This is a genomic window from Mesorhizobium sp. M0001, from assembly GCF_040324255.1.
Classification (GTDB): Bacteria; Pseudomonadota; Alphaproteobacteria; order Rhizobiales; family Rhizobiaceae; genus Mesorhizobium.
On sequence record NZ_JAMYVS010000003.1, the window covers coordinates 265232 to 277483 of the forward strand.

11 protein-coding genes, 1 other RNA gene and 1 pseudogene are annotated in these 12252 nt (G+C 62.3%); 4 read left to right on the forward strand and 9 right to left on the reverse strand.

The annotated features are described in order from the left end of the window. Nucleotides 1–12: 12 nt before the first annotated feature. The 7 genes from NKK50_RS11115 to ffs all read right to left on the reverse strand — a co-directional run bounded on the left by NKK50_RS11115 (nt 13) and on the right by ffs (nt 7749). Nucleotides 13–1656, reverse strand: a complete 1644-nt coding sequence (locus NKK50_RS11115; RefSeq protein WP_023682026.1) for an ABC transporter substrate-binding protein — start codon at nt 1654–1656, stop codon at nt 13–15. A 263-nt stretch (nt 1657–1919) separates the two neighbouring features. Continuing rightward, nucleotides 1920–3197, reverse strand: a complete 1278-nt coding sequence (locus NKK50_RS11120) for a lytic murein transglycosylase (protein ID WP_023745257.1) — start codon at nt 3195–3197, stop codon at nt 1920–1922. A gap of 194 nt (nt 3198–3391) precedes the next feature. After that, nucleotides 3392–3997: a recombination mediator RecR gene (gene recR / locus NKK50_RS11125; RefSeq protein WP_023745256.1), complete on the reverse strand. Its 606-nt coding sequence runs from the start codon at nt 3995–3997 to the stop codon at nt 3392–3394. A 97-nt stretch (nt 3998–4094) separates the two neighbouring features. Continuing rightward, nucleotides 4095–5063, reverse strand: a complete 969-nt coding sequence (locus NKK50_RS11130; protein WP_023745255.1) for a cell wall hydrolase — start codon at nt 5061–5063, stop codon at nt 4095–4097. 218 nt (nt 5064–5281) lie between these two features. Beyond that, a complete protein-coding gene (locus tag NKK50_RS11135) occupies nt 5282–5605 on the reverse strand; it encodes a YbaB/EbfC family nucleoid-associated protein (protein ID WP_023669519.1) in 324 nt (107 codons plus the stop codon). A 31-nt stretch (nt 5606–5636) separates the two neighbouring features. Continuing rightward, nucleotides 5637–7448, reverse strand: a complete 1812-nt coding sequence (locus NKK50_RS11140) for a DNA polymerase III subunit gamma/tau (protein WP_023745254.1) — start codon at nt 7446–7448, stop codon at nt 5637–5639. Between the two features lie 204 nt (nt 7449–7652). Further along, nucleotides 7653–7749: signal recognition particle sRNA small type (ffs, locus tag NKK50_RS11145), an RNA gene on the reverse strand. A 157-nt stretch (nt 7750–7906) separates the two neighbouring features. On the opposite strand from ffs, the gene NKK50_RS11150 reads away from it, so the two are divergent. The 3 genes and pseudogenes from NKK50_RS11150 (at nt 7907) to NKK50_RS11160 (ending at nt 9683) form a co-directional block, all read left to right on the forward strand. Then, nucleotides 7907–8326 (forward strand): HIT domain-containing protein, encoded by a 420-nt coding sequence (locus NKK50_RS11150; RefSeq protein WP_023682032.1) that lies wholly within the window; start codon nt 7907–7909, stop codon nt 8324–8326. A gap of 35 nt (nt 8327–8361) precedes the next feature. After that, nucleotides 8362–9303 (forward strand): NAD(+) diphosphatase, encoded by a 942-nt coding sequence (gene nudC / locus NKK50_RS11155; RefSeq protein ID WP_023712582.1) that lies wholly within the window; start codon nt 8362–8364, stop codon nt 9301–9303. 75 nt (nt 9304–9378) lie between these two features. Then, nucleotides 9379–9683, forward strand: a pseudogene (locus NKK50_RS11160) (Dabb family protein). Between the two features lie 6 nt (nt 9684–9689). Here the strand turns inward: NKK50_RS11160 and NKK50_RS11165 are convergent. Further along, nucleotides 9690–10553 (reverse strand): prephenate dehydratase, encoded by an 864-nt coding sequence (locus NKK50_RS11165; protein ID WP_023682034.1) that lies wholly within the window; start codon nt 10551–10553, stop codon nt 9690–9692. Between the two features lie 23 nt (nt 10554–10576). After that, entirely contained in the window at nt 10577–11302 is a 726-nt protein-coding gene (locus NKK50_RS11170) for a 3-deoxy-manno-octulosonate cytidylyltransferase (protein WP_023669513.1), read from the reverse strand. Nucleotides 11303–11495: 193 nt separating this feature from the next. Here NKK50_RS11170 and NKK50_RS11175 point away from each other — a divergent pair, with 193 nt between their 5' ends. Further along, complete coding sequence (locus NKK50_RS11175) at nt 11496–12161, forward strand: c-type cytochrome (RefSeq protein ID WP_023669512.1); 666 nt, start codon at nt 11496–11498, stop codon at nt 12159–12161. Nucleotides 12162–12252 lie beyond the last annotated feature (91 nt).

Here is a 12252-nt window from a genome sequence, read left to right on the forward strand (position 1 = left end):
CGTCCGCCGGCGCTATTCCTTGGAGACCGGGCCGACGAAGTTGGTGTCGAAGCTCGGACCGAGCGCAAAGCCTTTCAGGTTTTTGCGCAGGCCTGCCACTTCCAATTGCTGGTGGATGATGACGAAGGGGCTGGTGTCGAGGATCGTCTTTTCAAGGCTCTTGTACATATCGGCGCGCTTGCCGGCATCCTTCTCCAGCAAGGCTGCTTCGGTCTGCTTTGTCAGGTCCGGGATGTCCCAGGCATTGCGCCAGGCCAGCGTCTTGGTCTTGCCTTCATCCGAATTGTCCGGGTTTGAGGCAAAGGTCTGGGCGTTGGAGTTCGGATCGAAATAGTCCTGGCCCCACTGGCCGATATAGATGTCATGATTACGGGCGCGGTATTTGGTCAGCGTCTGCTTGCCGTCGCCCGGGATAATTTCCAGCTTGATGCCGGCCTGGCCAAGCGTCTGCTGGATCGATTCCGCCATGCCCGTTGTTGGCTGTCCCGTGCGTACATCCATGGTTACGCTGAAGCCGTCGGCCAGGCCGGCCTTGGTCAGCAGTTCCTTGGCCTTGGCGACGTCGAACTTGAACGGATTTTCGTCCAGTTCGCCCAGCACGCCCTTGGGCAGGAAGGTCTGGTGGATCTCGCCAATGCCCTTGAGGATGGTCGTGCTCAGCGCATCGTAGTCGACCAGATATTTGAACGCCTGGCGAACCTCGGGCTTGGCGAGGTTCGGATTCTTCTGGTTGAGACTGATGTAAAAGACCGTGCCCTTCGGCGCGCTGGTCGTGGTGAGATCGGCATTCTTGGCGATGGCGTCGAGATCGTTCGGCTCGAGGTTGCGGGCAACGTCGATGTCGCCTGCTTCGAGCGCCAGGCGCTGCGCCGAGCTCTCCTTCATGTTGCGGTAGATGACGCGCGCGAGCTTGGCCTTCTCGCCATTGTAATTGTCGTTGCGCTCGAGCACGACGACCTCATTGGCCCGCCATTCGCGCAGCTTGTAGGCGCCGGAGCCGGCATAACCGGTCTTCAGGAAGGCGTTGCCGAAATCGTTGTCCCATTTGTAGTCGGCACTCGGCGTCACCGCGGCGACATGTTCCTTCACCAGCTTTGCGTCGACGACCGAAGCGACCGTTGCCGACAGGCAGTTTAACACGAAGCTCGGCGCATAGGCCTTGTCGACGGTGAACTGGAAGGTGGTATCGTCGACGGCCTTGGCCTTGTCGGCAACATTGTCGCCGCTGATGCCGAACTGGTTGATGATGAATGCCGGCGGCTTGTCCAGCTTGATGGCGCGCTCGAAGGAATAGGCGACATCGGCGGCGGTCAGTGGATTGCCCGAAGCGAACTTTAGGCCGGGCTTGAGCTTGAACGTATAGACCAGACCGTCGTCGGAAACGGTCCAGCTCTCGGCAAGGTCGCCCTTGACCTTGGAGGTGTCGCTGAGGTCGAGGCGGACCAGTAGATCATAGGTGTTGCCGGTGACTTCGGCGGTCGACAGTTCGAATGCCTCGCCCGGATCCATGGAGATGATGTCGTCGATGGCGAAACCTTCGACCAGCGTGTCGGCGGGCGTCACGGCGAAGGCGGGCGCAACGCCTATGAGCAGAGCGGACATGGCAGCACCTGCGAGCCAGACGCGCGAACGTAGAGCAAACTTTTCCATCATCATGATGATTGTTCCCTGTTTTGTTGATTGTTGACCCCGAGTTCCCGGCTCAGGCTGCAGTAATCTTTTTCGCGGCCGGAGGACGACCGTTAGACCCAATACCGTGTTGATTTTTTTCCAGTTGGTCAACACCCTATCCGGCAGCCCTCCAACCGGCAACGGGCATTTTTGCGAGCCGGCATACTGGACCGGAATATGCTGTGCGCGTCGAAGCATGGGCGAGCCAATTGCAGCCGCCGATGGGGAAAAATCTGCTCTTTTCGGTGCTACTTGATGGCAGCAACCAGATCGGCGTCGGGGAAGCAGGTGGCGGGGCGGCCGTTCTTTTCCTGCCAGCTGCCGATCGAGCGGCGGGTCTTGAAGCCGGGCAGGCCGTCGGCGCTGCCGACATCGTAGCCCTTGGCCTCCAGCGCCTGTTGAAGCGCGGCGATGTCGGAACGATGCAGGCCGCCGACCGCACCCCAGCTGCCGACGAAATCAGCATCGCCATGGGCGATGCGGTCAGCGCCATGGCCGATGAACAGGGCGTAGAGGTCGCTGGTGTTGTATTGCTTCAACACGTAAAAATTCGGCGTGGCGATGAAGGCCGGACCGCTGCGTCCGGCCGGCATCAAAAGGAACCCTTCCGCCTTCAGTTCGTTGGCCGGAAAGGCTTTGCCGCCGACACGGCTGATTCCCATCGCCGCCCAGGCTGAGATCTTCTTGCCCTGGTCGGGACCTTCGAGCGAGCAGGAAACGCTTTCCGGAACCGTCACCTCGAAGCCCCAGCCACGCCCCTTCCCCCAGCCATAGTGGACGAGATAGTTGGCGATCGAGGCCAGCACATCAGGCGTCGAATTCCAGATGTCGGGGTGGCCGTCGCCGTCGTAGTCGACGGCGTGCTTCAGGAACGAGGTCGGCATGAATTGCGGCTGGCCGAGCGCGCCGGCCCAGGACGATTTCATGGCGCCGACCGGCGCCAACCCATGCTCGACGATCTCGAGCGCCGCCAGCACTTCGGTGCGGAAGAAGTCTTTCTTGGTCGACATGAAGGCCTTGGTGCCGAGCACTTCGAAAGCGTCGTAGGGCATTTTCGCCGCGCCGAAGCCGGTCTCGCGGCCCCAGATCGCCAACAGTATCTCGCCCGGGACACCGTAGCGCTTTTCGATCGCAGCCAGCGTCTTGGCGTTGGCCGCCTCGCGCGTGCGCCCACCTGACGTGACGGCGCGCACCGTCTTTTCGGCGAAATAGGCGCCGGGCGAACCGAACTCCGCCTGATGCTGCTTCTGCGGCGTGTTGGGCTTTTCGCCGGGCAGAACGAGGTCGGGCAGTTTGAGGTTCGGCTTCACGCCGTCGAAAGCGGCGTCGAAGGTGGATTTGGAGATGCCTTTGGTCTGGGCTTCCGGCCAGAGATCGGTTTGCAGCCAGGCGCGGAACTGGTCGTCGATTTTGGCGGCGGAGGCGGGGGCTACAAAAAGCAGGGCAACAAGGGATGCGAGAAGCGCAACGAGCGCCAATCGGAAAGGTCCGCTTTCTGTCGCGCCCCCCTCTGTCCTGCCGGACATCTCCCCCACAAGGGGAGAGATTGGCTGTCGCTTCGGTTTTCGCCAACCACCAGCGTTGAAAGAAGAATGCCGCCCGAGAAGCTGCTGATCTCCCCCCTTGAGGGGGAGATGTCCGGCAGGACAGAGGGGGGTGTTTGGCGCAAACCTCGAAGAATGCGAAGCTTTCATGTCGCACATCCTGCCCGCCAATTGCGTCAAAACGCCGTCCGCGATCGCAACGCGGCTGCCAGCGTACCCTCATCCAGATAATCAAGCTCGCCGCCAACCGGCACGCCATGGGCAAGTCGTGTCACCTTGACCTCGAAGCCCGACAACTGGTCGGTGAGATAGTGCGCCGTCGTCTGGCCCTCGACGGTGGCATTGACGGCAAGGATCACCTCCTTCACCTCGCCGCCGGCAACGCGGTCGACCAGCGAGCGCACGTTGAGCTGTTCGGGACCGATGCCGTCGAGCGGCGACAGCGTGCCGCCGAGCACGTGGTAGCGCACATTCATGGCCGCCGCCCGCTCCAGCGCCCAGAGATCGGAGACATCCTCGACCACGATCAGCGTCGAGGCATCGCGGCGCGGATCGGTGCAGATCATGCAAGGGTCGGAGGTATCGACATTGCCGCAGATCGTGCAGATGCGCACCTTGTCGGCGGCTTCAGCCATGGCGGCGGCGAGCGGCGACAAAAGCTGCTCCTTCTTCTTGATGAGGTGCAGTGCCGCACGCCTGGCCGAACGCGGCCCTAGTCCCGGGACCTTGGCCAGGAGCTGGATCAGGCGTTCGATCTCGGGACCGGCGATTCGCTTCGACATCGCACTGATCTAGGATTTTTCCGCGCGCTTTGAAACATGCCGCATACGCACCGAGCCCGCCATGCTGCCATGGCGGGCTTGGAAACTGTTTTAGGCGTCAGTAAGCTGACGCTGGCCGGGTCTGGTCGACGATCATTGCGCCGATAGCGTCGGTGTTCTCAGGCGTCGACTGGAAGCCCATCGACGCTTCCTGCGTTGCCGATGGAACCGAGGTGATGTAGCGGGCGTTCAGCGTGCCGCCGAAACGCGAGGCATCGGGCTCGGCCATCGGCTCCTGCATCGCCACCTCCGTCTGCTTGGCGGCGATGCGGACGCTCTTGGCGGGCGCCGCGGAAGCCGTCACATAGGTCTGCTCGGCTGGGGCACGTGTCGCCTTGGCTGCGCGAACCGCCGCGGCCTGCTTGGCAGGATCTGGACGGACAATGGTCTTCACCACCGGCTCGGCGTAGGCAACCTGCACCGGCGCTTCAGGCACAGGCGCGCGCGGCTGCGCCGAGGCAACCATGGTCGTGGATTCATCCGGCAGCGGCTGCCAGTTGCGACCGCGCTTCTCGTAGAAGGCGTTGCCGCCGGCAACCATGGTGTAATGCATGTTCTTGTAGGGGAACCTCAGTCCGGCGGTGTGGAAGTACATCGTGTTCTTCAGCTTGGCCTTGCGCTCGCCCTTGAGCACCGCATCGGCGGCCTCCTCGACATCGGGCATCGCTTTCGAATTCATCGCCCGCGTCATCACGCCGGGCGCGAACTGGCCCGGTTCGCCAACCACTTGGCAAATGGTGCTGCCATGATTGCCGGAGCGCAGCCGGTTCATCACCACCGTGCCGACGGCGATCATGCCGTCACGGCTCGAGCGGTTGGACTCGAAGAACATCGCCCGCTCCAGGCATTCCTTCTCCTTCGGCGTGTTGCGGTAGGCGCGCGTCGAAAGGAAGCTGGGCGTGATGGCGTCGGTCAGGCTGGCGACCGACAGGCCATGCGAAGACGTAGTCTGGCTGCAACCCGCCAGGAACATAGGGGAGAAGATGATGCCGAGCAGAAGCGGCGTCTTCCATCGCGTCGCGATCAACAAAAATGCCTCATTGTCCAGATGCCAGCCCGCCCCGAGATGTGGCAAGAATGAGACTCTTAAAGGCAAAAAGATGGCTAAAGGATTAGCTTTCGTGCAGCATAGGTAAAACTTTATAAATGGCCGGATATGTCCGCGTGAGCAAAGCCGGAGAAAGTCTTAACGACAGCCTCCGCAGCCGATTTCCCTTCATAATCAATTAACTGGTTGGAGCCGGCTCAGAACGGCAATTTCATTCCGGGCGGGATCGGCAAGCCTGCCGTCAGCGCCTTGGTCTTCTCCTGCATAATCTGCTCGACCTTATTTTTGGCGTCATTGTGAGCGGCAAGCAGCAGGTCTTCGAGGATCTCGACCTCGTCCTCCTTGAACAGCGACGGATCGATCTTCAGCGACTTCATCTCGAACTTGCCGGTCAGCGTGACATTGACCAGCCCGCCTCCGGCCTGCCCGCTTGCTTCTATCGTGGCGATCTCGTCCTGCATGGCCTGGAACTTGGCCTGCATTTCCTTCGCCTTGCCCATCAGGCCGAGAAGATCTTTCATGGTCGGGTCCTTTGCGGATTCGTGGCTATGGTCAGGTTTCGTCGTCGTCCGGCGGCGGCTCGACCGGCGCTTCGGCCTTGTCGGTGTCGACTTCCGGCGCGTCGGGAATGCGCACGTCGATGATCTTGGCGCCGGGAAAGCGCGCCAGGATGGCGGCCACAGCCGGATCGCTTTTCGCGTCGGAGAAAGCAGTCTCGCGCCTGGTCGATTCCATCTCGGCCAGCGTTTGGCCGCCCTCTTCCTTCGACAATGACACCAGCCAGTTGCGGCCGGTCCAGGCGCGCAGCTTCGTCGTCAAGTCGTTGAGCAGCATCTTGGGCGCATCGGCGGTCAGGCCGACGTCGATACGGCCGGGCTCGATGCGCACCAGGCGAATACAGCTCTTGACCAGCACCTTGAAGGCGATGTCACGCTGCGCGTCGGCAAGAGCGACAATATCGGCCAGCGATTTCAGCGGCGGCGATTGCGGCTCGACGACCGGCTGCGGAGGCGCGACAAAGGCGACCGGGGGCGCGTCGACCAATCGCATGGTTTGCGCACCGGCTGGCCCGGACGGCATCCGGGTCTGCGCTACCGCGCTGGCGCCGCCGCCATTGCCGGCATTTACCGGCGCACCATTCGGGCGTGACGCACCACCGGACGCCGGAGCGCCGCTCTCCAGAGATTTCAACGCCTCGTCCAGCGTCGGCAGGTCGGCGGCATGCGCCAGCCGGATCAGCACCATCTCGCCGGCGCTGACCGGTCGGTTGGACGACTGCACCTCGGGAATGCCTTTCAAGAGCATCTGCCAGGTTCGCGACAGAACCTTGACCGACAGCGTGCTGGCGAAGTCGGCGCCGCGGCGGCGCTCATCCTCGGACAGGGAAGCGTCGTCGGCAGCCGTCGGCACGAAGCGCAGCCGGGTGACGAGGTGGTTGAATTCGGCCAGATCGGTCAGCACGGCAGCCGGATCGGCGCCGGTGTCGTACTGGTTGCGGAATTCGGCAAGGGCGGCCGCCACATCGCCCTTCATGACATGTTCGAACAGGTCGACGATGCGGGCGCGGTCGGCGAGACCCAGCATGGCGCGCACCGCTTCGGCGCTGACGGCGCCGCCGCCATGGGCGATTGCCTGGTCGAGAATGGAGAGCGAATCGCGGGCCGAGCCTTCGGCGGCGCGCGCGATCATCGCCAGCGCGTCGTCGTCTACCGATATGCCTTCCTTGCCGGCAATGGAGGCGAGATGCGCGACCAGTGCGCCGGCATCGATGCGTCTCAGGTCGAAACGCTGGCAGCGCGACAGCACGGTGATCGGCACCTTGCGGATTTCGGTGGTGGCAAAGATGAATTTGACGTGCGGGGGCGGCTCTTCCAGCGTCTTCAACAGGCCGTTGAAGGCCTGGGTGGAGAGCATGTGCACTTCGTCGATGATGTAGACTTTGTAGCGCGCCGACACCGGGGCATAGCGCACGCGCTCGATAATGTCCCTGATGTCGTCGATGCCGGTATGCGACGCGGCGTCCATCTCGATGACGTCGACATGGCGGCCTTCCATGATCGCCTGGCAGTGCTCGCCCAGGAGGGCGAGGTCGACCGAGGGATGGTCGACCGTCGGCGTCTTGTAGTTGAGCGCCCGCGCCAGGATGCGCGCCGTCGTGGTCTTACCGACGCCGCGCACGCCGGTCAGCATCCAGGCCTGGGCGATGCGGCCTGTGGAGAAAGCGTTGGTCAAAGTGCGGACCATCGGCTCCTGGCCGATCAGTTCGGAGAAATTCGACGGACGATATTTGCGCGCCAGCACGCGATAGGCGACGGCCTTTTGCTTCTCCAGGTTTTCGGGGTCCGAATTTCCGGCTTCGCTCATTCGCCCGTAAAGCTCCAAAAGGCCGCGTCTCAGCGTAGCCGATTCCTGCTAGATCGTTTCACCGTTTTCTGAAACGGCAAACCGCTCTACCCTTTGCTTTAACGCAATTCCGGACGGGAAACCGCTCACACTTTCCCTGGAATTGCTCCAATAGTCTCGCCCGCGCTGCAATGCGTCGTCAATGTCGCGAGAGGGGCCGATGAGGTGGGAGGCTGGAACAATGACCCGTTCCGGGCTCGTTAGGGCTGCTTCCTTCCGGACCTGACCCGGTTGGCGAGTGGATCGTCCACCACCAACCTCCCGCGTTCCATATCGGCAATTCATCGATCAAATGCAAGGGTGCATTGAGAATCGGATGCCCGTGAACTCCGCCGCTCAATGAATCGCTTGCAGCCCCCGTGCAGCCGCTCTAGCGTCATGAGTTTGGGAATAATGCGAGAAGCGCAAGGGAAACGCCAATGCTACCGGGCCTCAAGGCCGGATTCACGCTCGACTCCAGGCTGGAGGCGGATAGCGAGCAGCTGATGTGGCTCGGCCTGTGCGAGCTCAGGGTGATGAACGATAGCCGCTGGCCATGGCTGGTCCTGGTGCCGCAGCGGCCGGGGGCCGAAGAAATCCACGACATGACGCCGCTCGACCAGGCGATGTTGACGTTCGAAACCAACATGGTGGCGCAGGCGCTGAAAAGAACCACGGGCTGCACCAAGATCAACACCGGCGCGCTCGGCAACATCGTTCGGCAATTGCATGTCCACGTCATCGCCCGCTCGGAAGGCGATCCGGGCTGGCCGGGGCCGGTGTGGGGGCACGGCATGCGCGAGCCCTATGAGCGTTCAGGCATCCGCCAGTTTGCGCAACAGATCAAGGCGGCGCTATAAGCCGCCTGTGTCCATCCCTAGACGTTCGAGCTTCCATGACCTTTCGCCTTTTTGACGCGCCCTTGCGCGAACCGAGCCAGTTCGTCGGCTTCGCCGGAAACACGATTGATCGGCAATCCGAGAACCGCGCCGACGATTCCGTCGAAAGGGCGTTGGCCGATCCCTCGGCACGTCTTCTGCCGATGCATGGCGGACGGCTGTATCTGAAATTGCACGATGGCAGCTTCGACCCTTGGTTCGATCTGGCTGAGGGCCAGAAGCTGCAGCCATCACTCGCACAAGGCGTGCTGCTTGGCTTTGCCGAGAGCGGCCCGGTACTTGCCGTGCCGGTCGGCCTCGATCCCGAACAGCTGCCGGAGACCATGAAGGCGATCGATTATCGCTCGGTCTATATGCAGGGGCTGATCGACGAGGCGGCAGCGGGCGCGCTGGCGCAAGGCGCCGCCCTGCTTGCCTGGCATGCCACCCATCGCTTCTGCAGCAAATGCGGCCATGAATCGCAAATGCGGGCCGGCGGCTACAAGCGCCATTGCCCAAATTGCGGCACCGAGCACTTTCCACGCACCGATCCGGTGGCGATTATGCTGACGGCGACGCGGGAAAAATGCCTGCTCGGCCGCGGCCGACATTTCGGGCCCGGCATGTACTCGGCGCTTGCCGGCTTCATCGAGCCGGGCGAGACGATCGAGGCGGCGGTGCGCCGCGAAACGCTGGAGGAAGCCGGCATCCGGCTCGGCCGCGTCGTCTACCATGCCAGCCAACCCTGGCCGTTCCCCTATTCGCTGATGATCGGCTGTTTCGGCGAACCGCTCAATGACGACATCCAGGCCGATCTCAACGAGTTGGAAGATTGCCGCTGGTTTTTTCGCGACGAGGTGCGTTCCATGCTGGAGAGGACGCACAAGGACAATCTGGTCACGCCGCCGAAAGGCGCGATCGCGCATCATCTGATCCGCGCCTGGGTCGACAGCGAATAAGACTTGTTATTTTACGCAATTCCGGACGGAAAACCGCTTCACACTTTTCCTGGAATTGCTTAACGGGAGCAAAAAATGATCCGTCACACCGTGGTTTTCACCCTGAAGCACCGCAGTACTCGCTGGAGGAAAAGCGGTTCCTCTCCGATGCCAAGCGCATTCTCAGCGCAATCAAGGGCGTCACCCATTTCGAGCCGCTGCGGCAAGTCAGCCCGAAAAACGACTATCACTTCGGCTTCTCGATGGAGTTCGTCGATCAGGCCGCCTACACCAGATATAACGAGCATCCCGACCACGTTGCCTTCGTGCGCGACCGCTGGATCCCGGAAGTCGAAACCTTCATGGAAATCGACTATGTGCCGCTGACCCTGCTGGTTTAGGGAACCTTAGTCCGCGACCTTCCACTGCTCGCGCGACTCGCTGGCGGGATAGACACCCAAAATGCGCACTTCGCGCGAGAAGAAGCGCAGTTCGTCCAGCGCCAGCTTGACCAGTGGATCGTCGGGATGGCCCTCGATATCGGCGTAGAACAGCGTCGCGGTGAAGGCGCCCAACTGATAGCTCTCCAGCTTCGTCATGTTGACGCCGTTGGTGGCGAAACCGCCCATTGCCTTGTAGAGCGCAGCCGGCACGTTGCGGACACGGAACATGAAGGTCGTCATCATCTTGGTGTCGGCCGAGGGCCGTTCGGCCAATCGCTTGTCCTTGGTCAGCACGACAAAGCGGGTGACATTCGAATCCGTGTCCTCGACGTTCTTCTCGATGATGTCGAGGCCGTAGAGTTCTGCGGCTAGCGCCGGGGCGAGCGAGGCCATGGTGCGGTCCTTGAGCTCCGAGACCAGCTTCGCAGAGCCCGCCGTGTCGCCGGCGATCACCGGCTTCCAACCGTTCTTGCGGATGTATTTGCGGCACTGTCCCAGCGCATGGATATGGCTGTGCACGGTCTTGATCTCTTCGCGTTTGACGCCTGGCAGCACCATCAGCTGGAAGTGGATCGGCAGAAAATACTCGCCGACGATGTGGAGTTTCGATTCCGGCAAGAGATGATGAATGTCGGCGACGCGGCCGGCGATGGTGTTTTCGATCGGGATCATGGCGAGGTCGGCCTTGTTGGTCTCGACCGCGTTGAAGGCATCCTCGAAGGTGGGGCACGGCAACGGCTCCATCGAAGGGAACATGTTGCGGCTGGCGGTGTCGGAATTGGCGCCCGGTTCGCCTTGGAAGGCTATTCTGTTGGTCTTGTCAGGCATGCCGATATCTCAGGTTGAAGGTCTCAGGAAAGAATTTGTCGGGCGCGTTCGAGGTCTTCCGGCGTGTCGACGCCCAGCGGCAGCGATTGCACGATCTCGGCATCGATGCGCATACCGGCCTCCACCGCCCGCAACTGCTCCAGCCGCTCGCGCCGTTCGAGCGGCGAAGGTTTTAGCGCGACGAAGCGTTCGAGGGCTGAGCGCCGATAGGCGTAGAGGCCGACATGGTGATAGAGCGGCCCCTCGCCCCAGGGCGCGGTGGCGCGGGTGAAATAGAGCGCCTTCAGCCGCGTCGCCGACAACGGCGAACCGACGATCTTGACGACGTTGGGGTTGGCCTTTTCCTCGTCGCGGACGATCTCGACGCCGAGCGTGGCGATGTCGACCGCAGCGTCCTCGAACGGTTTCAGCGCCGCACCGATGATCTTGGGATCGATGGTCGGCAGGTCGCCCTGCACATTGACGATGGTTTCGACCTTGCGATCGGGGTCGAGGGCGGTCAGCGCCTCGAAGATACGGTCGGAACCGGATTCGTGGTCGGTGCGCGTCATCACCGCCTCGAAACCGTGCGCGCGCACCGCTTCGGCCACGTTGCGCGTGTCGGTTGCCACCACTACCCGGCCAAGCCCAGCCTCAGCGGCGCGGCGGGCGACATGGACGATCATCGGCGCGCCGGCTATGTCGGCCAGCGGCTTGCCCGGCAGGCGCGTCGAGGCCATGCGGGCCGGGATCAGGATGAGCGTGGACATCGAGGTTGCAAGGCGTTCGAAAGAGGATGGGGAAAGTGGCAAAAGGTCTCACTGGAAGCGCCCTTATAGGTGTTGCAACGCCCAAGCAAAAGACCTAGTTTCCGCCCGATTTGACCGGCTCGACGGGGTGGGTCACGATACCGACGGACGGACTGGACGGAGAGGTCCGCCGGAAAAGGGAGCCCTGGGGCGTATGGATTCCAACGAAGTCAACAAACTGCTCGCCGGGTTGCTTGGAACCTGTTTCGTCGTCTTCTCGGTCGGTTTGGTGTCCGACGCCCTGTTTGCCTCGCCGGCGCCGGAAAAACCCGGCTTTGCCATCGAGGCGACGGAGCCTGCCGAAGGCGGCGCCGCCGGACCCGCAGCAGAGGCGAAGCCGATCGCCGACCTTTTGGCCACCGCCAATGTCGAGCAAGGTGCGGCCGTCTTTAAGAAATGCCAGGCCTGCCATTCCGGCGAAAAAGGCGGCCCCAACAAGGTCGGCCCGGATCTCTGGGACATCGTCGACCGCCCCGTCGCCGAGCATGAGGGCTTTGCCTATTCGGCCGGCATGAAGGAGTTTTCCAAGGGCGGCGCCGAGAAGTGGACCTATGACAATCTCAACCACTTCATCACCTCGCCGAAGAAATTCGTGAAGGGCACGGCGATGGGCTTTGCCGGCCTGCCGAAGGACGAGGACCGCGCCAACGTCATTGCCTATCTGCGCACGCTGTCGGATAGCCCGAAGCCGCTGCCGACGCCAGGTGCCGCCGCCGATGCAACGGCGCCGGCCAAGCCGGCCGAGGGTGCCGCTCCGGCCAAGCCGGCTGAAGGTGCAGCTCCAGCCCCTGCGACGCCGGCACCGGCGCCCGCCAAATAACCGAATTGTCATCTCCATGACCTCAAAAAAGCCGGGTTCAGCCCGGCTTTTTGTTAGGAAAATCGCATATGCGGCGACAAAGCCGCCGCAT

Coding starts and splice junctions, on each gene's coding strand:
- NKK50_RS11115 (WP_023682026.1), bottom strand. CDS start 1,656: ATGATGATGGAAAAGTTTGCTCTACGTTCGCGCGTCTGGCTCGCAGGT.
- NKK50_RS11120 (WP_023745257.1), bottom strand. CDS start 3,197: ATGTCCGGCAGGACAGAGGGGGGCGCGACAGAAAGCGGACCTTTCCGA.
- recR (WP_023745256.1), bottom strand. CDS start 3,997: ATGTCGAAGCGAATCGCCGGTCCCGAGATCGAACGCCTGATCCAGCTC.
- NKK50_RS11135 (WP_023669519.1), bottom strand. CDS start 5,605: ATGAAAGATCTTCTCGGCCTGATGGGCAAGGCGAAGGAAATGCAGGCC.
- NKK50_RS11140 (WP_023745254.1), bottom strand. CDS start 7,448: ATGAGCGAAGCCGGAAATTCGGACCCCGAAAACCTGGAGAAGCAAAAG.
- NKK50_RS11150 (WP_023682032.1), top strand. CDS start 7,907: ATGCTACCGGGCCTCAAGGCCGGATTCACGCTCGACTCCAGGCTGGAG.
- nudC (WP_023712582.1), top strand. CDS start 8,362: ATGACCTTTCGCCTTTTTGACGCGCCCTTGCGCGAACCGAGCCAGTTC.
- NKK50_RS11165 (WP_023682034.1), bottom strand. CDS start 10,553: ATGCCTGACAAGACCAACAGAATAGCCTTCCAAGGCGAACCGGGCGCC.
- NKK50_RS11170 (WP_023669513.1), bottom strand. CDS start 11,302: ATGTCCACGCTCATCCTGATCCCGGCCCGCATGGCCTCGACGCGCCTG.
- NKK50_RS11175 (WP_023669512.1), top strand. CDS start 11,496: ATGGATTCCAACGAAGTCAACAAACTGCTCGCCGGGTTGCTTGGAACC.